Annotated in this window: 23 protein-coding genes and 1 rRNA gene; 12 read left to right on the forward strand and 12 right to left on the reverse strand. The window is 76.3% G+C overall.

All coding sequences use genetic code 11. The features are described from left to right. Positions 1–38: 38 nt before the first annotated feature. The 9 genes from egtA (at position 39) to egtE (ending at position 8,697) form a co-directional block, all read left to right on the forward strand. A complete protein-coding gene (gene egtA, locus MY520_RS06190; protein WP_436691151.1) occupies positions 39–1,388 on the forward strand; it encodes an ergothioneine biosynthesis glutamate--cysteine ligase EgtA in 1,350 nt (449 codons plus the stop codon). Beyond that, the gene (gene egtB / locus MY520_RS06195; protein ID WP_436691153.1) at positions 1,385–2,698 is read left to right on the forward strand and encodes an ergothioneine biosynthesis protein EgtB; all 1,314 of its coding nucleotides are present in this window, start codon (positions 1,385–1,387) and stop codon (positions 2,696–2,698) included. Before egtA ends, egtB begins: the two co-directional genes overlap by 4 nt. Next, entirely contained in the window at positions 2,698–3,390 is a 693-nt protein-coding gene (egtC, locus tag MY520_RS06200; RefSeq protein WP_436691155.1) for an ergothioneine biosynthesis protein EgtC, read from the forward strand. The genes egtB and egtC overlap by 1 nt, the downstream gene beginning before the upstream one ends. 36 nt (positions 3,391–3,426) lie before the next feature. Continuing rightward, on the forward strand, positions 3,427–4,395 hold the full coding sequence (gene egtD, locus MY520_RS06205) for an L-histidine N(alpha)-methyltransferase (RefSeq protein WP_436691157.1): 969 nt from the start codon (positions 3,427–3,429) through the stop codon (positions 4,393–4,395). Positions 4,396–4,675: 280 nt separating this feature from the next. After that, positions 4,676–5,491, forward strand: coding sequence for a DUF4397 domain-containing protein (locus MY520_RS06210; protein WP_436691159.1), 816 nt, complete (start codon positions 4,676–4,678; stop codon positions 5,489–5,491). 23 nt (positions 5,492–5,514) lie between these two features. Beyond that, a complete protein-coding gene (locus MY520_RS06215) occupies positions 5,515–6,165 on the forward strand; it encodes a class F sortase (RefSeq protein ID WP_436691161.1) in 651 nt (216 codons plus the stop codon). 44 nt (positions 6,166–6,209) lie between these two features. After that, on the forward strand, positions 6,210–6,806 hold the full coding sequence (locus MY520_RS06220) for an RNA polymerase sigma factor (protein ID WP_436691163.1): 597 nt from the start codon (positions 6,210–6,212) through the stop codon (positions 6,804–6,806). Further along, positions 6,787–7,536 carry an anti-sigma factor gene (locus MY520_RS06225; protein ID WP_436691165.1) on the forward strand — a complete coding sequence of 250 codons (750 nt, stop codon included), beginning with the start codon at positions 6,787–6,789 and terminating at the stop codon, positions 7,534–7,536. Before MY520_RS06220 ends, MY520_RS06225 begins: the two co-directional genes overlap by 20 nt. A gap of 27 nt (positions 7,537–7,563) precedes the next feature. Beyond that, a complete protein-coding gene (gene egtE, locus MY520_RS06230) occupies positions 7,564–8,697 on the forward strand; it encodes an ergothioneine biosynthesis PLP-dependent enzyme EgtE (protein ID WP_436691167.1) in 1,134 nt (377 codons plus the stop codon). A 57-nt stretch (positions 8,698–8,754) separates the two neighbouring features. Here egtE and MY520_RS06235 read toward each other — a convergent pair whose 3' ends face one another. The 11 genes from MY520_RS06235 to MY520_RS06285 all read right to left on the reverse strand — a co-directional run bounded on the left by MY520_RS06235 (position 8,755) and on the right by MY520_RS06285 (position 18,668). Further along, positions 8,755–10,128 carry an 8-oxoguanine deaminase gene (locus tag MY520_RS06235; protein WP_436691169.1) on the reverse strand — a complete coding sequence of 458 codons (1,374 nt, stop codon included), beginning with the start codon at positions 10,126–10,128 and terminating at the stop codon, positions 8,755–8,757. Positions 10,129–10,166: 38 nt separating this feature from the next. Beyond that, a complete protein-coding gene (locus MY520_RS06240) occupies positions 10,167–10,466 on the reverse strand; it encodes a DUF4333 domain-containing protein (protein ID WP_436691171.1) in 300 nt (99 codons plus the stop codon). A gap of 100 nt (positions 10,467–10,566) precedes the next feature. Further along, a complete protein-coding gene (alc, locus tag MY520_RS06245; RefSeq protein WP_436691173.1) occupies positions 10,567–11,688 on the reverse strand; it encodes an allantoicase in 1,122 nt (373 codons plus the stop codon). Positions 11,689–11,745: 57 nt separating this feature from the next. After that, positions 11,746–13,059 (reverse strand): allantoinase AllB, encoded by a 1,314-nt coding sequence (gene allB, locus MY520_RS06250; RefSeq protein ID WP_436691175.1) that lies wholly within the window; start codon positions 13,057–13,059, stop codon positions 11,746–11,748. Further along, positions 13,056–13,772, reverse strand: coding sequence for an urease accessory protein UreD (locus MY520_RS06255; RefSeq protein WP_436691177.1), 717 nt, complete (start codon positions 13,770–13,772; stop codon positions 13,056–13,058). Before MY520_RS06255 ends, allB begins: the two co-directional genes overlap by 4 nt. Next, on the reverse strand, positions 13,769–14,440 hold the full coding sequence (ureG, locus tag MY520_RS06260) for an urease accessory protein UreG (protein WP_436691179.1): 672 nt from the start codon (positions 14,438–14,440) through the stop codon (positions 13,769–13,771). The genes MY520_RS06255 and ureG overlap by 4 nt, the downstream gene beginning before the upstream one ends. After that, entirely contained in the window at positions 14,430–15,062 is a 633-nt protein-coding gene (locus tag MY520_RS06265; RefSeq protein ID WP_436691181.1) for an urease accessory protein UreF, read from the reverse strand. Before MY520_RS06265 ends, ureG begins: the two co-directional genes overlap by 11 nt. After that, positions 15,062–16,783 carry an urease subunit alpha gene (locus MY520_RS06270; protein WP_436691183.1) on the reverse strand — a complete coding sequence of 574 codons (1,722 nt, stop codon included), beginning with the start codon at positions 16,781–16,783 and terminating at the stop codon, positions 15,062–15,064. Before MY520_RS06270 ends, MY520_RS06265 begins: the two co-directional genes overlap by 1 nt. Further along, positions 16,783–17,085 carry an urease subunit beta gene (locus MY520_RS06275; protein ID WP_436691185.1) on the reverse strand — a complete coding sequence of 101 codons (303 nt, stop codon included), beginning with the start codon at positions 17,083–17,085 and terminating at the stop codon, positions 16,783–16,785. The genes MY520_RS06270 and MY520_RS06275 overlap by 1 nt, the downstream gene beginning before the upstream one ends. Before the next feature lie 68 nt (positions 17,086–17,153). Next, on the reverse strand, positions 17,154–17,456 hold the full coding sequence (locus MY520_RS06280; RefSeq protein WP_436691187.1) for an urease subunit gamma: 303 nt from the start codon (positions 17,454–17,456) through the stop codon (positions 17,154–17,156). Positions 17,457–17,534: 78 nt separating this feature from the next. Further along, positions 17,535–18,668, reverse strand: coding sequence for an epoxide hydrolase family protein (locus MY520_RS06285; RefSeq protein WP_436691189.1), 1,134 nt, complete (start codon positions 18,666–18,668; stop codon positions 17,535–17,537). Between the two features lie 102 nt (positions 18,669–18,770). Here MY520_RS06285 and MY520_RS06290 point away from each other — a divergent pair, with 102 nt between their 5' ends. The 3 genes from MY520_RS06290 to MY520_RS06300 are packed head-to-tail and all read left to right on the forward strand — an operon-like array spanning position 18,771 to position 20,745. Next, positions 18,771–19,133, forward strand: coding sequence for a GntR family transcriptional regulator (locus MY520_RS06290; RefSeq protein WP_436691191.1), 363 nt, complete (start codon positions 18,771–18,773; stop codon positions 19,131–19,133). Then, complete coding sequence (locus MY520_RS06295; RefSeq protein ID WP_436691193.1) at positions 19,130–20,050, forward strand: ABC transporter ATP-binding protein; 921 nt, start codon at positions 19,130–19,132, stop codon at positions 20,048–20,050. The genes MY520_RS06290 and MY520_RS06295 overlap by 4 nt, the downstream gene beginning before the upstream one ends. Beyond that, positions 20,047–20,745 carry a hypothetical protein gene (locus MY520_RS06300; protein WP_436691195.1) on the forward strand — a complete coding sequence of 233 codons (699 nt, stop codon included), beginning with the start codon at positions 20,047–20,049 and terminating at the stop codon, positions 20,743–20,745. The genes MY520_RS06295 and MY520_RS06300 overlap by 4 nt, the downstream gene beginning before the upstream one ends. A 209-nt stretch (positions 20,746–20,954) precedes the next feature. Here MY520_RS06300 and rrf read toward each other — a convergent pair. Continuing rightward, positions 20,955–21,071, reverse strand: a 5S ribosomal RNA gene (rrf, locus tag MY520_RS06305). Positions 21,072–21,170 lie beyond the last annotated feature (99 nt).

A 21,170-nucleotide genomic window follows, 5' to 3' on the forward strand; every position in this document is an offset into this window, starting at 1 on the left:
CGGCCGACGGCCTTGTCCTGTCGGTGGTCGCGTGCAGGATGGGCACCGAGGACGGCCGCACGACGGGCCGCCCCCGCACCGACCCGCGGTCGACGTCGTCGACCGGTCCGGACCTGGAGGGGGTGGGGCCCGTGGCCCCGGTCATCGAGGAGCGCTCGGTCGCGCTCGACCTGGAGACCGCCGCGGCGCAGGTCGCCGGCGCGGCACTGCGGCCCGGCCCGGTGGGCGCCGTCGGCCTGGAGCTCGAGGCCCACCTGGTCGACCTCGCCGATCCCGCCACCCGCGTGCCGTGGGCGCGGATCGGCCGAGTCGTCGACGCGCTGCCCGCCCTGCCCGGCGGCAGCCGGGTCACCCTCGAGCCCGGCGGGCAGGTGGAGCTCTCGGGTCCGCCGCTGGCCGGCGTCGTCGAGGCGGTGGCGGCGCTGCGCGCCGACCGGGACGCGCTGGCCGCCGCCCTGGCCGGCGAGCGGCTCGGGCTCGCGCCGGTCGGCGCCGACCCGCTGCGCCCGCCGCGGCGGGTCAGCCCGCAGGCCCGCTACACCGCGATGGAGGAGCACTTCGCCGCCGTCGGCTGCGCGGAGGCGGGAACGGCGATGATGACGGGCACGGCGTCGCTGCAGGTCAACCTGGAGGCCGGTCCGCGGAGCGGGTGGAGCCGGCGGGTCGCGCTGGCCCACCAGCTCGGGCCGGTGCTGGTCGCCGTCTCCGCCTGCTCCCCGCTCGCCGCGGGCCGGGCGACCGGCTGGGCGTCGCACCGCCAGCAGGTGTGGGGGGAGATCGACCAGGCCCGGTGCGGCCCGCTCCTGGGCGGCGCCGACCCGGCCGGCGAGTGGGCGGAGTACGCCCTCTCGGCGCCGGTCATGCTCGTCCGGGACCCCACCACCGGCGGAGCCGCGCCGGTGCGGGGGCGGGTGCCGTTCGGCGCGTGGGTCACCGGGGCGGCGCCGCTGGGGGGCCGCCGGCCCACCGCGGCGGACCTGGACTACCACCTGACCACGCTGTTCCCCCCGGTCCGGCCGCGCGGCTACCTGGAGATCCGCTACCTCGACGCGGCGCCCGAGCCGTGGTGGCCGGCGCTCGCGGCGGTGACGGCGACGCTGCTCGACGACCCCCGCGCGGCGGTCCGGGCCGCCGCGGCCAGCGCACCGGTCGCCGGCGCGTGGAGCCGGGCCGCGCACCGGGGACTGGCCGACCCCGCCCTGCACGCCGCCGCCCGCGCTTGCCTGGCGGCCGCGTGCGACGCCGTCCCCCGGCCGCTGCGGCCGGAGGTCGAGGCCCTGGCCGAGCTCGTCGACGGCGGCTCCAGCCCGGGCGACGCCCTGCTCCGGGCCGCCCGGGCCGGCGGCCCCACCGCCGCCCTGCTCGCGGCCGTGGAGGTGCCGGCGTGAGCGACCTGCGGGAGGTCCTCGCCCGCGAGCTGACCGGCGCCCGCACGCGCACGCTGCAGCTCACCGACCACGACGACCCCGAGCTGCTGCGCCAGCACACCCCCCTGCTCAGCCCGCTGGTGTGGGACCTCGCGCACATCGGCCAGCAGGAGGAGCTGTGGCTGCTCCGCGGCGGCGACAGCGCCTGCCCGGGGCTGCTGCCGTCCGGCGTCGAGGCGCTCTACGACGCGTTCCGCCAGCCCCGCGCCGTCCGGTCGCGGCTGCCGCTGCTGCCCCCGGTCGAGGCGCGGGCGTTCTGCGCCGAGGTGCGCGGCCGGGTGCTGGACCGGCTGGACCGCTTCGGGGCGGACGACGACCCGTTCGACGTCGCGATGGTGGCCAGCCACGAACAGCAGCACGACGAGACGATGCTGCAGGCGCTCAACCTGCGCCCCGGCCCGCCGTTGCTCGGTGCCGGCGCACCACTCCCGCCGGGGCGGCCGGGCGTCGCGGGCGGCTCGGTGCTCGTGCCGGGTGGGGAGTTCGTGCTCGGGGTGGACGCCGCCGACGAGCCGTTCTCGCTGGACAACGAGCGGCCGGCGCACGTCGTCGACGTCCCGGCGTTCCGCATCGGCCGGGTGCCGGTGACCACCGCCGAGTTCGCCGCCTTCGTCGCCGACGGCGGGTACGCGACGCCGCGGTGGTGGTCCGAGCGCGGGTGGGCGCACCGGGTGGAGGCCGGGTTGGTCCGGCCGCAGTTCTGGGGGGCCGACGGCACCCGCACCCGCTTCGGCGTCGTCGAGGCCCTGCCCCCGGACGAACCGGTCCAGCACGTCACGTACTTCGAGGCCGAGGCGTACGCCGCGTGGGCCGGGGCGACCGGCGCCGTCCCGCCCGGCGCCCGGCTCCCGACCGAGGTCGAGTGGGAGAAGGCCGCGGTCTGGGACCCCTCCACCGGCCGGCGCCGGCGCTTCCCGTGGGGCTCGGCCGAGCCGACGCCGGCCCTGGCCAACCTCGGCGGCGCCGCGCTGCGCCCGGCCCCGGTGGGCGCGTATCCCGCGGGCGCGTCGGCGTACGGGGCCGAGCAGCTGATGGGGGACGTCTGGGAGTGGACGTCGTCGCCGTTCCGGCCCTGGCCCGGGTTCCGGCCGATGCGCTACGCCGACTACTCGGCGCCGTTCTTCGGCGGCGACCACCGCGTGCTGCGCGGCGGCTCGTGGGCGGTCGGGCCGTCGATCCTGCGACCGAGCTTCCGCAACTGGGACCACCCGGTCCGCCGGCAGCTGTTCGCCGGGTTCCGGCTGGCCTGGCCGGTCGAGGGCAGCGCCTGATGTGCCGACACCTGGCTTGGCTCGGCCGGCCGCGGACGCTGGCCGCCCTGGTGCTCGAGCCGCCGTCCTCGCTGCTGGTGCAGTCGTGGGCGCCCCGCCGCCAGCGGTACGGCACGGTGAACGCGGACGGCTGGGGCGTGGGCTTCTTCGTCCCGGGCCGGGCCGGGCCTTCGCGCTGGCGCTCCGCGCGGCCGCTCTGGGCCGACCCCTCGTTCGCCTCGGTCGCCCCGGTGCTGGGCTCGGGGTGCGTGGTGGCCGCCGTCCGGTCGGCGACGGTCGGCATGCCGCTCGAGGAGGGCGCCGTGGCGCCGTTCACCGACGGCCGGTGGCTGCTCTCGCACAACGGCCGGGTGGACCGCGCGGTGCTCCCGGCGGTGCGGGACGCCGAGTCCACCGTCGACAGCGCGCTGCTGGCCGCCCTGGTGTTCGCGCGGGGTCCGGAGACCCTCGGCGCGACGGTGCGCGAGGTCGCCGCCGCCGACCCGGCCGCCCGGCTCAACCTGCTCGCCGCCGACGGCACCCGGCTGCTGGCCACCACGTGGGGCGACACGCTGTCGGTGCTGACCACCCCCGACGGCACGGCGCTGGCCAGCGAGCCGTGGGACGACGACCCGCGGTGGACCGACGTCCCCGACCGCTCCCTGGTCGAGGTGACGCCCCCCGACGGGCTGGCGATCACCCCGCTGACCTGACCCCGACCCGCCGGCCGACCCGCCCCGAGGAGACCCGTGACGATCTCGCTGACCAGCCACCTCGTCCCCGCCGACGCGGCCGCCGCGCTGCGTGCCGACGCCCTGGCCGGCCTGACCGCCCGACCGAAGTCCCTGCCGCCGCGGTGGTTCTACGACGCCCGCGGCAGCGAGCTGTTCGACGAGATCACCCGCCTGCCCGAGTACTACCCGACCCGCGCCGAGCGTGCCGTGCTCACCGCGCACGCCGCGGAGATCGCGGCCGGCTCCCGGGCCGACGTCCTCGTCGAGCTCGGCAGCGGCACGTCGGAGAAGACCCGGCTGCTGCTGACCGCGCTGCGCGATGCGGGCACGCTGCGCCGGTTCGTGCCCTGCGACGTCGATCCGTCGGTGCTCCGGGCCGCCGGCGCGGCGATCACCGCGGAGTACCCCGGGGTCGAGGTGGCGGCGGTGGTCGGCGACTTCACCCGGCACCTGCGCGAGCTGCCCCGGTCCGGCCGCCGGCTGGTCGCCTTCCTCGGCTCCACGATCGGCAACCTCGAGCCGGAGCCCCGGGCGGCCTTCCTCGCCGAGCTGGCGGGCACCCTGCAGCCCGGCGACTCCTTCCTGCTCGGCACCGACCTGGTCAAGGACCGCGGCCGGCTGCTGCGCGCCTACGACGACGCGGCAGGGGTGACCGCCGAGTTCAACCGGAACGTGCTGGCCGTGCTGAACCGGGAGCTGGGCGCGTCGTTCGACCCGGCCACCTTCGAGCACGTCGCACTGTGGGACGACGAGCGCGAGTGGATCGAGATGCGGCTGCGCTCCCGGGTGGACCAGGTGGTGCACGTGGCCGCCCTCGACCTCGACGTCCCGTTCACCGCCGGGGAGGAGTTGCGGACCGAGGTGTCGGCCAAGTTCCGCCGTGAGGGGGTCGCGGCCGAGCTGGCCGCCGCCGGGCTGGCACTGACGCACTGGTGGACCGACCCGGACGGCGACTTCGCCGTCTCCCTGTCCGTACCCGCCTGAGACCGGGCTGTCCGCGCGGAGAGTCCGCGAGCCGCCAGCCCACCACCTGTTCTGCGCGTGCTCGTGCTCTGCCCACCACCGCGGGCAGAGCACGAAAGCAGCCGACCACCATGTCCCCTGCGAGAACTCGTGCTCTGCCCACCACCGTGGGCAGACCACGAGCTTCCCGGGAGGACGTGGTGGGGAGCGAGCCATCAGGTCGGCGTCGGTCTGCATCCACCGTCGCCGACGGCCCGGAAGGAGGGGGTGACAGACACCCCCCACCGGAAGGACCCGCACCGTGACGCGGACTCGCACCACCCTCGTGCTCGCCGCCGGCGCCACCGGCTCCCTGCTCGCCCTCGGGGCGTCCCCCGCCCTCGCCGCCGACACGGCGACGATCTCGGTCCTGCACGGGGTGCCCGACACCCCGGTCGACGTCTACGCCAACGGCGAGCGGCTCCTCGACGACTTCCAGCCCGGCACCCTGACCGACCCGCTCGAGGTGCCCGCCGGCGACTACGACCTCGCCCTCTTCCCCGCCGACGCCCCGGACGCCTCCGGCAGCCCGCTGCTGTCGGCCGACGGGGTCGCGGTCCCGGCCGGCGCCAACGCCACGGTCGTGGCCCACCTCAGCGCCGACGGCGCGCCGACGCTCACCCCGTTCGTCAACGACACCTCGGCCGTCCCGGCCGGTCAGGCACGGGTGGTGGTCCGCCACACCGCCGCCGCCCCGGGCGTGGACGTGCGCGCCGGCGGCCAGGTCGTCGCCCCGAACCTGACCAACCCGAACGAGGCCTCGCTCACCGTTCCGGCGGGCACCATCAGCGCCGACGTCGTCCTCGCCGGTACCGGCACCGTCGCGATCGGCCCGGCCGACCTGACGCTGCAGGAGGGCGCGACCACGATCGTCTACGCCTGGGGCTCCCAGGAGGCCGGCTTCGACCTCGCCGTCCAGACGATCTCCGGCTCGCACTCCGCACCCTCCGGCGTCCCCGGCGGCACCGCGGGCCTGGCCGACGAGGGTGGCTTCCCGGCCCCGCTCGCGGCGCTGTCGCTGGCCGGTCTGGCCGCCGCGGGCCTCGCCGCCCGCCGGCTGGCCGGCAGCCGGGTCTGACCCGGGCGCGGGGAGGGATCGGCATGCGTCGCGCCGCCGCCGGCGTGGTCCTGGGGCTGACCGTGGCGGTCGGGACACCGGCCGCCTGGCAGCTGACCCGGGAGCCGGCGGCGGCGGGCGTGCCGGTCGCGCAGGCCCTCCCCGCACCGTCGGTGCCGTCGCCGGCCACCTCGGCCGCGGCACCGGCGGTCGCCACCCGGGACGCCGCCCCGGTCGCCGTCGCGCAGGTGCCGGCGCCCCTGCGGCTGGCCGTGCCGGCCCTCGGGATCGACGCCCCGGTGGACCCGGTCGGGGTGCGCTCCGACGGCGCCATGGACCTCCCCGCCGACATCGGCCGAGTGGGCTGGTACCGGTTCGGGCCTGCGCCCGGTGCCGCGGGTTCGACCGTGCTCGCGGGCCACGTGGACGACCGCGAGCAGGGCCTGGGCGTGCTCGCCGGGCTCCGGCGGATCGAAGCCGGCACCGAGGTCGCCGTCACCGACGCGGCCGGCGCGACGACGCGCTGGCGGGTGGTCGCGCGCGAGGTCGTGACGAAGCAGGCGCTGCCGCTCGACCGGGTCTTCGGCCGCGACGGCCCGCCCCGGCTGGTGCTGGTCACCTGCGGCGGACCGTTCCTGCCGGAGTACGGCAGCTACCGGGACAACGTGCTCGTCGTCGCCGAGCCCCTACCGTGACCGGGCTCCTGGAACGCCGCGCCGCAGGGCCTAGGGTCGGGCGGGTGAGCAGCGACGTCCGCCCGGCCGGGGTCGCCCCCGAGCCGGACGACGCCGAGATCGGCCGGCGCTTCGCGGCCGGTGACGAGCAGGCCCTCGCCTGGGCCTACGAGCGGTGGGCGGGGCAGGTGCACGGCATGGCGGTGCGCGCCTTCGGACCCGGCCCGGACGCCGAGGACGTCACCCAGCAGACCTTCGTCTCCGCGTGGACCGGCCGCGCCGGGTACCGCCCCGACCAGGGCCCGCTCCCCGCCTGGCTGGTCGGCGTCTGCCGGCACAAGATCGCCGACGCCTGGGCGCGGCGGGACCGGCAGCGCCGCACCGCGGAGGCCGCGGTCGCCGAGGCCCAGTCCGCCCCCCAGCCGGCCGGCCAGTCGCTCGACACCACCGTCGCCGACCGGGTGCTGCTGCTCGGCGAGCTGGACCTCATCGGGCAGCCGCAGCGGGGCATCATCGAGCTGGCCTTCTTCGAGGACCTCACCCACGCCCAGATCGCCGCGCGCACCGGGCTGCCGCTGGGCACGGTGAAGAGCCACATCCGGCGCACCCTGGAGCGCCTGCGCACCCGGCTGGAGGTGGACGGTGCCGCACTGCACGCCTGAGCAGCTGGCCCTGGCCGCGCTCCGCGAACCGCTGCCGGCCGACGACGCCGCGCACCTGGAGACCTGCGAGCAGTGTCGGGCGGAGGTGGCCTCGCTGCGCCGCGGGGTGGACGCGCTCGCCGTCCCCGAGCTGGCCGCGCCGGGCGCCGCCGTCCCGCCGCCGCCCGCGGTGTGGTCGGCCATCGCCGCCGCCACCGGCGTCAGCACCGCACCGCGCCCGGAAGGGCCCGGGACCGCCCCTCCGGCGGTCGAGCCGGCCCCCGCCCCTCCGGCGACGGTCACCGTGCTCCGGCCGCGCCGTTCCCGGCTGCTGCTGGCCGCGGCGGCGGCCCTGGTCGTCGGCGCCGGCATCGGCGCCGCAGCGGTCGCCCTGCGCAGCGGAGACGACGACGGCCTCGCGGTGGCCGCGGCCGCGCTCGACCCGCTCGAGGGCAGCGACGCCTCCGGCCAGGCCCGCGTCGTGGAGCGCGACGACGGCACCCGGGTCCTGGAGCTGGAGCTGGACGCCGTTCCGCTCGAGGACGACTACTACGAGGTCTGGCTGCTGGACGAGGCGGTCTCCCGACTCCAGGCGGTCGGCGTGGTGCAGGGCGGCAGCGACGTCACCCTCGAGCTGCCCCCGGGCCTCGACCTCGGCGAGTACCCGGTGGTCGACGTCTCGGTCGAGCCGCTGGACGGCGACCCGTCGCACTCCGGGGTGTCGGTGGCCCGTGGCGTGCTCGACAGCTGAGCCGCGGGTCTCGCCTAGCGTGGTGGGGTGACCCTGCTCCACCCCGACCTCGTCCACGAGGACCTCGACAGCGCCTCGTGGCGCGCCGCGCGCCCCCGCCCCGCCGGGCGGCACCTCGACAGCGCCGCGTGCAGCCGGCAGAGCCACCGGGTGCTGGAGGCCGCCGCCCACCACGCCCGGCACGAGGCCGAGCTGGGCGGGTACGTGGCCGAGGCGACCGCCGACGACCTGCTGCAGCAGGGCCGGTCGGTGATCGGCGGGCTGGTCGGGATGGCCGCGGCCGACGTCGTCTTCGTCGAGTCGGCCCAGGCCGCGCTGGTCGCGCTGCTGTCCGGGTGGCGGCTGACGCCCGGGTCCCGGGTGGCCTGCCTGCCGGGCGAGTACGCGCCGAACGTCGCCCAGCTCCGGGCGGCGGGGCTGGTCCCCGAGCCGCTGCCCGTCGACGGCCTCGGCCGGGCCGACCTCGACGGCGTGGCCCGCCTGCTGGCCACCGACCCGCCGCGGTTCGTGCACCTGACGCACATCGGCAGCCACCGCGGGATCGTCCAGCCGGCCCGCGAGGTGGCCGCGTCGTGCCGGGACGCCGGGGTGCCGCTGGTGCTGGACGCGGCGCAGTCCCTCGGGCACGTCGGCACCGACCTGGGCGCGGACGTCGTCTACTCGACCTCCCGCAAGTGGCTGGCCGGACCGCGCGGGGTGGGCGTGCTGTGCGTGCGACCGGCGCTCACCGCGCAGCTCACGCCGGTCCTGGCCGAGGCGGGCGACGTCCCGCCGCTGCGCGCCTTCGAGTCGGGGGAGGCGCACGTCGCCGGCCGGGTCGGCCTGGTGCTGGCGGTGGGCGAGCACCTGGCCGCCGGGCCCGACCGCGTGCGCGAGCGGCTGGCGGCCCTCGGGCGGGCCGGGCGCGAGGTGCTGGAGGGCACGGCCGGGTGGCGGGTGGTCGAGCCGCTGGACGAGCCGACCGCGACCACGACGCTGCGCCCGCCGGACGGCGTCGACGTCGTCACCACGCGGGCGCGGCTGCTGACCGAGCACGGCATCGTGACCACCGCCATCGGCCCCGAGCGCGCGCCGGGGGAGATGACGGGGCCGGTGCTGCGGGTCTCCCCGCACCTCGATGCCACCGTCGACGACCTCGAGGCCCTCGCCACCGCCCTCTAGCGTCGGTTTCCGCGGAAACCGGCGCGCAGCGTCTGCCGGTTTCCGCGGAACCGACGGTCACACCGCCGCCTGGATCGCGGCGGAGACCCGCCGGTGGACGGCGAGCTGCTCGTCCAGCCCCGGGTGCACCGGGACGCCGTCCTCGACCACCGGCCGCCCCGCGACGACGGTGTGCCGCGCAGCGACCGGCCCGCACCGCAGCCACGCCTCGACCGGGTCCGACAGCGCCCCGGCGAACCGGACGCCGTCCAGCGCCCACACCACCAGGTCCCCGCACGCCCCGACCGACAGCTCGCCGATCTCCCCGGTGCGGCCCAGGCACGCGGCGCCGCCCCGGGTGGCCATCTCCAGCGCGTCCCGCGCCGACATCGCGGCCGCGCCGTGCCGGAGCTTCCCCTGCAGCATCGCCGTCCGGGCCTCCAGCCACAGCGACGCGGCGTCGGCGGACGACGACCCGTCGACACCCAACCCGACCGGCGCCCCGGCCGCCCGCAGCTCGGCGACCGGCGCCAGGCCGCTGCCCAGGATCATGTTCGACGACGGGCAGTGCGCCGCCCCCACCCGCGCGGCACCGAGCCGCTCGACCTCGGTCGTCGACGGCCAGACGACGTGGGCCAGCCACACCCGGTCGGTCATCCAGCCCACGTCCTCGAGCAGGTCCACCGGACGCCGGCCGAGCGTCTCCAGGCAGAACGCGTCCTCGTCCTGCGTCTCGGCGAGGTGGGTGTGCAGCCGGACGTCGAGGGTCTCGGCCAGCTCGGCGGTCCGGGTCATGAGCCCCGTCGACACGCTGAACGGCGAGCAGGGCGCCAGCGCGATCCGGGTCATCGCGGTCGGCGACCGGTCGTGGTGGAGGTCCACCAGGCGCTGCGAGTCGGCGAGGATCTCGTCGTCGTCCTGGACGACGGAGTCCGGGGGCAGCCCGCCGTCCTTGACCGACAGCGACATGGACCCGCGGGTGGGGTGGAATCGCACGCCGAGCTCGCGGGCGGCCGCGACCTCGGCCGAGATCAGGTCGCCGGCGCCGCGCGGGTGGACGTACAGGTGGTCGGTGGAGGTGGTGCAGCCCGACAGCGCGAGCTCGGTCAGCCCGACGTAAGCACTGACGTGCGCCGCCTCCTCGTCCAGCCGCGCCCACAGCGGGTAGAGGGTGACCAGCCAGTCGAACAACCCTCCGGTCAGCGCGGGCGCGAACGCGCGGGTGAGGTTCTGGTAGAGGTGGTGGTGGGTGTTCACCAGGCCCGGGGTGACCAGGCAGCCGCGGGCGTCGATGCGGCGGGCGGCGCCCGGCTGCGGGTCCGCCGGGCCACCGATCCCGCTGACCACCCCTCCGGTGACCGCCACCCAGCCGCCGGCGATCTCCCGCCGGTCGGCATCGACGGTGGCCAGCAGCTCGGCATCGTGCACCAGCAGGTCGGCGGGGGTCTCCACGCGCTGCATCCTGCCGACGGGGCGGGGCCGGGGAGAAGTCAGTCGACCCGCGTGATGCTGAACTCCGCCTGCTCGCCCTCCACCGCGGTGACCTCGATGCGGAAGCGGAACTCGTCGCCGTCGGGCTCCGTGGCGGTGCACACGGTGGTCGCCTCCACCTCGGCCTGCAGGTCGCCCGGGCAGCTCACCGTGGCCTCGGCGCCGAGCTGCTGCTGGAGGGCCTCGGCGACCTGGTCCTCGAGGGTGTCCCGCGCGACCGTCGGGCTGCCGCACGCCGTCAGTCCGAGGACGAGGGCGGGCAGGACACCGAGCAGCACCAGCGGGCCGGGGCGGGACACGGGCGGCTCCTCGGGACGGCGGCAGCGGCCTTGCGACCCTATCGGTGGCCGCGGGCTCCCCGGGCCGACGCCGGGCCGTCGGGCCCCGGCCGGAGGTCGATCAGCCCGCCGGACCGAGCAGCAGCCGGGCGACCGCCGGCGGCAACTCCCCGGACAGGGGACGCGCGCCGACCAGCCGGCCGGCCTCGGCCGGTGGCACGCCCACCGACTCGACCACCTCCAGCGCCTGGACGTCGGGCAGCGCCTCGAACCAGCGGCGGCCCAGCGCCGCCCGGCCCGCGGCGGTCGGCCGCCCCCACAGCCGCAGGCGGGCCATGCCGCCGTCGGGGAACACGTCCAGCCGCACCCGCTCGACCGGCGGGCCGCCGGCGAGCGCGAAGCGGTGCCGCGTGTCCGGCAGCAGGCGGGTGCGCGGCAGGACGACGACCTCGCCGTCGGGACCCGAGCCGGACACCGACGCCGACCCGGGGGCGTTGCCGAGGAAGTACGACGTGTCGAGCTCGGCGAGCGTGACGACCCCCTCGCAGGCCAGCGCCAGCTCCACCCAGTCGTTGCCGTCGTCGCGGCGGCGGGCGGTCTCCCAGCCCTCGCCCATCGAGCGGGTCAACCCCGGGGCGATCAGCTGCGTCGGCCGGCCGTAGAACTCGTTGCTCACGGCGGTGACGCGGCCGCCGGACTCCGCCGCGGCCAGGTCGAACGGGCCGGCGTCGACCAGCCGGGGGTCGGGGACGACGGTGCCGTGCACCCGCAGCCGCGCGACGCCGCCGTCCGGGTGGACGGTCAGCCGGACGTGGGTGACCCGCACGGTCGAGTCCACCGCGAAGACGTTGGCCGTGTCGCCGGCGAGATCCGACAACGGCACCAGCGGCTGCCAGTCGGCGCGCGCGAGCTCCGGCACGGCGGGGTGCCCCTCCACGGAGGCGCCCTCGACCGAGGCCCGGGCCGGGTGGTTGCCGGTGAAGTGCGTGGTGTCGACGACGACCCCGGCGACGATGCCCGGCGTCCCCAGCCGCACGATCGCCCAGTCCGAGCCCGGGCCGCGCCGCCGCCGGGTCTCCCAGCCGTCGTACTCCTTGCCCCGGTGGCCGAACTCCGCGCGGGCGACCGGCGGGTGCGGCAGCACCAGGTTCTCCTTGGCGGCGAAGAACTCGTCGTTGGCCCCGACGACCGCGCCGCCGAGCGCGCGGCTGGCCAGGTCGGGCAGGCGGGTGACGTCGCTCATCGGGCTCCCCTGTCGCGGACGGCGCGGGTCACTGTCCCACGACTGTTCCCCCGGTGATCACGGGCTCCCCCGGCGCAGCAGCCGGCCGGTCGGGGGGCCGTCGGTCTCCCGACCGCGCAGCCAGGTCCGCCGCACCCGGCCGCGCAGCTCCCGGCCGGCGTACGGGGTCACCGGGTTCCGATGGGCCAGCTCCCCCACCTGCCAGCGCTCGTCCGGGGCGAAGACGACCAGGTCGGCGTCCTTTCCGACCGCGATCGCGCCCTTCCCCGTCAGCCCGGCCAGCCGGGCCGGCGCGGCGGACATCCAGCCCACCACCTGCGCCAGGCCCAGCCCGCGGGCCCGCGCGCCGGTCCAGACCGCCGGGAACGCCACCTGCAGCGAGGCGATGCCGCCCCAGGCCAGCGCGAAGTCACCGACGTCGAGCCGCTTGAGGTCCGGGGTGCACGGCGAGTGGTCGCTGACCACCAGGTCGACGTCGCCGTCGGCCAGCGCGGTCCACAGCGCCTCGCGGTGCCGGGTCTCCCGGATCGGCGGGCAGCACTTGAACGCCGTTCCGCCGTCGGGCACCTCCTCGGCGGCGAACGTCAGGTAGTGCGGGCAGGTCTCGACGGTGATCCGCACCCCGTCGGCGCGGGCCCGGCGCAGCAGCGGAACGGCGTCGGCGTCGGCGAGGTGGACGACGTGCACCCGCGCCCCCGTGTCGCGGGCCGCCGCCACCAGACCGGCGATCGCCGACTCCTCGGCCGCTCCGGGCCGGGACGCGAGGAAGGCCGCATAGCTGGAGCCGGCCGGCGGCGGCGCGGCCGCGATGACCCCGGCGTCCTCGGCGTGCGCCACGAGCAGCCCGTTGAACCGGGCGAGCTCGGTGAGGGCGGCGCGCAGTCCGGCGTCGTCCAGCGGCGGGAACTCCGGCACCCCGGAGTCCAGCAGGAAGCACTTGACCCCGACCACGCCGGCCTCGTGCAGCGGGCGCAGCTGGTCGACGTTGCCGGGCACCGCGCCGCCCCAGAACGCGACGTCGACGGCGACCTGCCCCTCGGCCGCCCGCCGTTTCACGTGCAACGCGTCGACGCTCGTGGTCGGCGGGACGGAGTTCAGCGGCATGTCGACGATCGTGGTGACCCCGCCGGCGGCCGCCGCACGCGTCGCGGTGGCGAAGCCCTCCCACTCGGTGCGACCGGGCTCGTTGACGTGCACGTGGCTGTCGACGAGCCCGGGGATCAGCACCTCGTCGTCGGCCAGGGTCACCGCGGCCGCCGGGGCGTCGCCGAAGGGGGTGACGGCGGTGATCCGGCCGTGCTCGGTGTACACCGCGGCGGCGCGCTCGCCGGCGGGCAGCACCACCCGACGCGCGCGGACGACGAGGCTCACGCCGGCATCCTCGCTCCCGGCTCCTGCCCGAGCGCCTCCACCGCCTGCACGACGCGGTGCAGCTCGCCGCCCCACGCCGTCGCCACCCAGCCGCCGGGAAGGGGCAGCCGGACGGCGTCCGTGCCGGTGGCCACCGCACTGCCGCCACCGCCCCCGATCCGCACCGTGGCGGCGTACGCGCGGGGCGCCACTGGCGGGAGCCAGGCCGGCTCGCCCGGACCGAGCCCCACGGTGGTGTGCAGCAGCGGACGCCCGTCGCGCTCGACGCGGGTCGTGCCGGTCCAGCGCCCGGGCTCCTCGCCGGCGCGGCCGAGCAGCACCCGTTCGGTGGCGGTGAGCACGCCCGCCGGCCCGAGCCGGGCGGTCAGGCCGGCCCGGTGGGCGGCCCGGGCGGCGACGACGGTGGGTTCGAGACGGAGGTCGAGCACGCCGTCGACCTCCGCGGAGACCCGCTGGACCGACGGCTGCGTCCATTCCCGGGCGGGGAGCGCCACGGCCGCGGCGACCGACCGCACGGCCAGCGTCGCGCCCGCCTCGACCACCAGCCGGATCTCCGCGTCGTCCCCGCCGAGCGGGCCGAACGCGGTCGCGACGAGGTGCACGGTCGCCGGGCCGGTCCGCCGCACCGCCAGCTGACCACTGGCGCGCACCACGGGCAGGACGGTGCGGCCGCCGGGACCGGGCCGGGCGACCACCTCGACGACGGTCCTCACGCGGCCACGCGCGCCCGGACCTGCGCGCGCACCCACTCGGCCACCGGCGCCGCCGTCGGGTCCTCGCGCAGCGAGATCAGCAGCGTCGGCTTCCCGCCGCGCACGGCGTCCGCGTCGCGGCGCATGACGTCCAGGTCGGCGCCGACCAGCGGCGCGAGGTCGGTCTTGTTCACCACGAGCAGGTCGGAGGCGGTCACTCCAGGGCCGCCCTTGCGCGGCACCTTGTCCCCGCCCGCCACGTCGACCACGAACACCTGGGCGTCCACCAGGCCGTAGCTGAAGCTCGCGGTCAGGTTGTCCCCGCCGGACTCGACGAGCACCAGCTCGAGTCCGGGGTGCCGCTGCTCGAGCAGCTCCACCGCGTCGAGGTTGGCGGTGATGTCGTCGCGGATCGCGGTGTGCGGGCAGCAGCCGGTCTGCACGGCCTCGATCCGGTCGTCGGGGAGGACGGCGTTGCGGCGCAGGAAGTCGGCGTCCTCGGTCGTGTATATGTCGTTGGTGACGACCGCCAGGTCGTACTCGGCGCCCAGCGTGCGGCACAGCGCCGCGGCCAACGCGGTCTTACCGGAGCCGACCGGACCGCCGAGGCCGATCCGCACCGGGCCTCCCGGGCGGCGACCGGGCTCGGCGGGGTCGACGTAGTCGTGCAGGTCGTGGTCAGGAGGCAAAGAACCGGTCCTTCCGTGCGGCGTGCACCTCGGCGAGCAGGTCGAGCAGCGGATCGGCGACCGCCGGCAGCTCCGAGCGGGCGCGGGCGGCGACCGCGTCGACCTCCGGCGCCAGGCGCGCGGTGACGGCCGCGACGGTGAGCGGGTCGAGCGCGAGCAGCCGCTGCGCCGCCGTGGCCGGTCCGCTGACCGACAGGTAGGCGGCGGCCGACGCCGCGTCGGCGGCGGTCAGCCCGCCCGCGGCCGCGGCCACGCCGAGCGCCAGCGGGTGGTGCGGTGCGGCGGGCAGCGCGTCCCAGCGCGGTGCGGGCCAGGCCCGCCGGCCGACCCGCACCAGCCCGCGGCCCTGCTGGCGCGAGGCGGCCCGCAACGCCGGGGACGGCGTCCGGGCGTCGGCCTCGGCGTCGAGCTCCGCCAGCCCGGCGGCGTCGGCGCCCCATGCCGCGGCCGCCAGGCCGGCGGCCACGGCTCCCGCGGTGGCCAGCCGGCGGCGCAGGAAGGCGGCCAGCGAGCCGGCGTCGGTGACCACCCCGGCGGCGATCGCCTGCTCCACGCCGCCGGAGTGCGTGTGCCCCCCGGCGGGCAGCCGGGAGTCCGCCAGGGTGAGCAGCGCGGCCGTCATCAGAACAGGAAGTAGCGCTGGGCCATGGGCAGCTCGCGCGCCGGCTCGGGCTCCCAGACCTCGCCGTCGACCCGCACCGTGAAGGTGTCCGGGTCGACGCGGATGTCGGGCAGCGCGGTGTTCTCCGGCAGGTCGGCCTTGGTCAGCCGGGTGGTGTCGGCGACCGCGACCAGCCGCCGGTCCACGGCCAGCCGCTCGGCCAGGCGCGCCTCGACCGCGGCCGGGGCGACGAAGTGCAGCGACGTCCGCGCCGGCACCCGTCCGGAGGCGCCGAACATCGGCCGGGGCAGCACCGGCTGCGGCGTGGGGATCGAGGCGTTGGCATCGCCCATCTGCGCCCACGCGATGACCCCGCCCTTGAGGACGGCGTGCGGCCGGACCCCGAACAGCCCCGGGTCCCAGAGCACGAGGTCGGCGAGCTTCCCCGGTTCCACGGAGCCCACCTCGGCGTCGATCCCGTGCGCGACGGCGGGGCAGATCGTGTACTTCGCGACGTACCGGCGGGCCCGCAGGTTGTCCGCGGCGCCGTCCCCGGCCAGCGAGCCGCGCTTGCGCTTCATCACGTGCGCCGTCTGCCAGGTGCGCAGCACCACCTCCCCGACCCGGCCCATGGCCTGGGCGTCCGAGCCGATCATCGAGATCGCGCCGACGTCGTGCAGCAGGTCCTCCGCGGCGATCGTCGTCGGCCGGATCCGGCTCTCGGCGAAGGCGAGGTCCTCCGGGACCGAGCTGTCGAGGTGGTGGCAGACCATGAGCATGTCGAGGTGCTCGTCGAGCGTGTTGACCGTGTGCGGCCGGGTCGGGTTGGTGCTCGACGGCAGCACGTTGGGGTGCCCGGCCACGGTGATGATGTCAGGCGCGTGACCGCCCCCGGCTCCCTCCGTGTGGTACGCGTGGATGCTCCGGCCGGCGATCGCGGCGAGGGTGTCCTCGACGAACCCGGCCTCGTTCAGGGTGTCCGAGTGCAGCGCCACCGGGACGCCGTGCTCACCGGCCACGGTGAGGCACGCGTCGATCGCCGCCGGCGTGGAGCCCCAGTCCTCGTGCAGCTTGAACCCGCTGGCACCGGCCCTCAGCTGCTCGGCCAGCGCCTCCCGCCGCACCGTGTTGCCCTTGCCCAGCAGCGCGACGTTGACCGGCCACGGGTCCATCGCCTCGAGCATCCGGGCGAGGTACCAGTCGCCCGGGGTGATCGTGGTGGCCTTGGACCCCTCCGCCGGCCCGGTGCCGCCACCGATGAGCGTGGTGACCCCCGAGCCGAGCGCCGTCGGCACGATCTGCGGGCAGATGAAGTGCACGTGGCAGTCGATGCCGCCGGCGGTCAGGATCCGGCCGTTGCCGGCGAGCACCTCGGTGCCGGGGCCGATGACCAGGGCGGGGTGGACGCCGTCCATCGTGTCGGGGTTGCCCGCCTTGCCGAGCGCGACGATCCGGCCGTCGCGGACGCCGACGTCGGCCTTGACGATCCCCCAGTGGTCGAGGACGACGGCACCGGTGATCACCAGGTCGGGCGCACCCTCGGCGCGGGTCGCCCGGCCCTGCCCCATCGACTCGCGGATGACCTTGCCGCCGCCGAAGACCGCCTCCTCACCCGCGAGCCCCGGGCCGCCGCAGCGGTCCTCCTCGACCTCGATGAGCAGGTCGGTGTCGGCCAGCCGGACGCGGTCGCCGACGGTCGGCCCGTACAGCTGGGCGTAGCGCTCGCGGGAGAGCCGCACCATCAGCCGAGCCCTCCCTCGCGGGTGAGCCCCGGCACGACGCGCGCACCCGCCAGCGGCACCAGGGTCACCGAGCGGGTGATGCCCGGCTCGAACCGGATCGCGGTGCCCGCCGCGACGTCCAGCCGGTGCCCGTGGGCCGCGGTGCGGTCGAACAGCAGCGCCCCGTTGGCCTGGGCGAAGTGGAAGTGCGAGCCGACCTGCACCGGGCGGTCGCCGGCGTTGGTCACCTCCAGCTCCACCCGCGGCGCCCCCGGCCGCGTCTCGATCTCGCCGACCGCCGCGATGACCTCACCGGGGATCACGGGCTCTGCTCGATGGTCCCGTTCGCCGGCGCTCACGGGCTCTGCTCGATGGTCCCGTTCGCCGGCGCTCACGGGATCGGGTGGTGGACGGTCACCAGCTTGGTCCCGTCCGGGAACGTCGCCTCCACCTGCACCTCCCCCAGCAGCTCGGGGACGCCGTCCATGACGTCGTCCCGGGAGAGGACCGTGCGGCCCGACTGCATGAGCTCGGCGACGCGCACGCCGTCGCGGGCGCCCTCGAGCACGTGGTCGGTGACGACGGCCGTCGCCTCCGGGAGGTTCAGCCTGAGCCCGCGCGCCCGGCGCCGGCGGGCCAGCTCGGCGGCGTAGGAGAGCAGCAGCCGTTCCTGCTCGTGGGGGGTCAGGTGCACGGGCGGGCCTCCCGGGTGCGGCGGAGCCCGGACGGTAACCGGGCGGTGTGACAGGTCTGTTGCGCGCCGGCCGGCCGCTCACCGGAGGGGGCGGAAGAACTCCCGCACGTCGGCCACCAGCAGCTCCGGCTGCTCCATCGCCGCAAAGTGGCCGCCCCGGTCGTGCTCGCGCCACATCCGCAGGTCGCGGTACTGCGCCGACGCCCACTCGCGGGTCGGCTGCAGGATGTCGCGCGGGAACAGCGAGACGCCGGCCGGCACCGGCACGGTCGGCGTCCGGGCGGCCGGCTCCTGGGCCATCTCCCAGTACATCCGGGCCGACGACGTCGCCGAGCCGGTGAACCAGTACGCCGAGACGTGGTCGAGCAGCCGGTCGGCGCCGAGCACCCCGAGCGGGTCGCCGCCGCTGTCGGTCCACGACCAGAACTTCTCGAGGATCCACGCGCACTGGCCGGCCGGGGAGTCGGTCAGCCCGTAGCCGAGGGTCTGCGGGCGGGTCCGCTGCTGCTGGTTGTAGGCGGCGTCGACGGTCCGGTAGTGGCGCTCCCGCTCCAGCGCCCGCTGCTCCCGCTCGGTGAACTCCGTCTGCCCCTCCGGCGGCCCGTTGACCGCCATGTTCACGTGGACGCCGACCACCCGGTCGGGGTGGCGGGCGCCGAGGTTGGCCGACACGAACGAGCCGATGTCGCCGCCCTGCGCCCCGAACCGCTCGTAGCCCAGCCGGGTCATGAGCTCCGCCCACGCGTCGGCGGTCCGGGTCAGCCCCCACCCGGGGGCGGCCGGCTTCCCGCTCCAGCCGTAGCCCGGCAGGGACGGGACGACGACGGAGAAGGCGTCCCGCGGGTCGGCGGGGTCGGTGAGCGGGCCCAGCACGTCGAGGAACTCCGCGACCGACCCCGGCCAGCCGTGCGTCATGACCAGTGGCAGGGCGCCCTCGTGCGGCGAGCGGGCGTGCAGGACGTGGATCGGCAGGCCGTCGACCTCGGTGACGACCTGCTCGACGGCGTTGAGCCGCGCCTGCCGGGACGGCCAGTCGTACTCCTCGGCCCAGTAGCGGCAGAGGTCCCGCAGGTCGCCGAGCGGAACGCCCTGGGACCAGTCGTCGACGGTCGGGGGCTCCGGCCAGCGGGTCGCCCGCAGCCGGCGGCGCAGCTCTTCGACGTCGTCCCGGGGCACGTCGACGGTGAAGGGGCGGAGGGCGCCGTCGTCCATCGACCCACCGTAGTGGGCTTGCGCGGTGGACCTGCGCGGTTCTACGGTTCATTACATGAGTAATGAACCAATCAGCCACCGGGGCGTGGCGCGGGTCGGACCGTGATCGAGGACGGCAGCCCGATCTTCCGGCAGATCGCCGACGAGATCGAGAACGCCATCGTCGACGGCTCCCTCGCCGAGGAGAGCCAGGCGCCCTCGTCCAACGAGCTGGCCGCCTTCCACCGGATCAACCCCGCGACGGCGGCCAAGGGGCTCAACCAGCTGGTGGCCGACGGGGTCCTCCACAAGAGACGAGGAGTCGGGATGTTCGTCGCCACGGGCGCCCGTGAGCAGTTGCTCGAGCGTCGGCGAAGCGAGTTCGCCGACCAGTACGTGCGCCCGCTGATGACCGAGGCACAGAAGCTCGGCATCACCGTCCGCGAGCTCGCCGACATGATCGACCGCTGGGAGGAGACCCGATGACCGCCGTCGCCACCGTGCACGACGTGACCATGCGCTTTCGCGAGCACACCGCCCTGGACGGGGTCAGCACCGTCATCGAGCAGGACGCCATCACCGGCCTGCTGGGCCGCAACGGCGCGGGCAAGACCACGCTGATGCAGCTGCTGACCGGCCACCGCGTGCCGACCAGCGGGCGGGTCGAGGTGTTCGGTGCGCGGCCGTACGAGAACGACGACGTGCTGAGCCGGATCTGCTTCATCAAGGAGGGACAGCGCTACCCTGACCACTTCCGGGTGCGCGACGCCCTGGCCGCGGCGGCGATGCTGTTCCCCGCCTGGGACGGCGACCTCGCGGCCGCCCTCCTGCAGGACTTCGACCGGCCGGCCAAGCGGACGATCAAGAAGCTGTCCCGCGGCATGAACTCCGCCGTCGGCATCGTCATCGGGCTCGCCTCGCGGGCGCCGGTCACGCTCTTCGACGAGCCCTACCTCGGCCTGGACGCCGTCGCCCGGCAGCTCTTCTACGACCGGCTGCTGGCCGACTACGCCGAGCACCCCCGCACCGTCGTCCTCTCCACGCACCTGATCGAGGAGATCGCCAGCCTGCTCGAGCGGGTGCTGCTGATCGACCGCGGCCGGGTGCTGCTCGATGCCGACGCCGAGTCCCTGCGCGGCTCCGCGCTCACGGTGACCGGCCCGCGGGCTGCGGTGGCCGCCTTCACCGGCCGGCACGAGCTGCTGCACAGCGAGTCCGTCGGCGGGCACAGTCGGGCCGTCGTCCGGCTCCGGAACGGTGCGGACGGCGACGACGCGAGCGCCGCCGGCCTGTCCTGGGAGCCGACCACCCTCCAGCAACTGGTCGTGGCCATGAGCCTGAGCACCGCGCGACCGGACGCCGCCGCCGCCACCTCCGACGACCTCGAGGAGGTCACCCGATGAACCGTGTCCTCGCCGCAGCCCGCCTGCAGGTCGTGCACCCCCTGGTCATCTTCGGCGTGCCGTGGATGGTCGTCGGGATCAGCTTCGCCCTCAACGTGGCCATCTGGGGGCTCGCCGACGTCGCGCAGCACGACCCGAACAACTTCACCGGTGGCGTCACGGCGCTCTACATCACGGTGTGCGTCGTGTTCGTCCAGGCGCTCACCCAGCTGCTGCCGTTCGCGATGGGCGTCAGCCTGAGCCGGCGCACCTACTGGCTCGGCACCGCGCTGGTCGGCGTCCTGTCGGCGCTGGGGTACGGCATCGCGCTCGCCGTCCTCAACGAGATCGGACAGGCCACCGGCGGCTGGGGCGTCGACCTGAACTTCTGGGTTCCCACACCCATGCTGGTGGACAACTTCTTCCTGCAGGTCCTCGTCTCGGGTGCGCCCATGCTGGCGCTGATCTTCACCGGCATCGGCATCGGTGTGGTGTTCAAGCGCTGGGGGTCCAACGGCCTGTGGACGCTGGTCATCCTGAGCGTGCTGTTCTCCGGCGGGCTCGCCGTCCTGGCGACCGGCCTGAACGCGTGGGGCGACGTCTGGCGCTGGCTCACCGACCAGTCGACCGGCACCCTCGCCATCGGCATCCCCGTCGCGATCGCCGCCGTCGTCGCCGCACTGTCCTACGGAGGCATCCGCCGCGTCGTCCCCTGACGCTCGCTCCGCCCCCGCCGTCGACCCCTTCCGTCACGTGACGAAGGGGTCGACTCACGTCCCGGCCCTGCGGGGACCCGTTGCCCGTCGTTCTCCGCGGAGATCGCCGGGGGGCGGGAGGTTCGGTGCGGACGGGCCCGGCCCCGGCATGGCCGGGGGGATGCGAAAGGGCCCGCAGCGCGAGGCTGCGGGCCCTTTCGGGAATGGTTGTCCGGCGGCGTCCTACTCTCCCACCCCGTCTCCGGGGCAGTACCATCGGCGCTGAGAGGCTTAGCTTCCGGGTTCGGAATGAGACCGGGCGTTTCCCTCTCGCCATGGCCGCCGTAACGCTGTGAACTTGTTCGCTCCGGGCCCCATCCGCACCGGTGTGGGGGGTGGGGGGCGGTGCGTGCGTTCAGAACCGCACAGTGGACGCGTGACATCTC

Origin of the sequence: Geodermatophilus sp. CPCC 205506 (assembly GCF_051383635.1) — a bacterium.
Classification (GTDB): Bacteria; Actinomycetota; Actinomycetes; order Mycobacteriales; family Geodermatophilaceae; genus Geodermatophilus.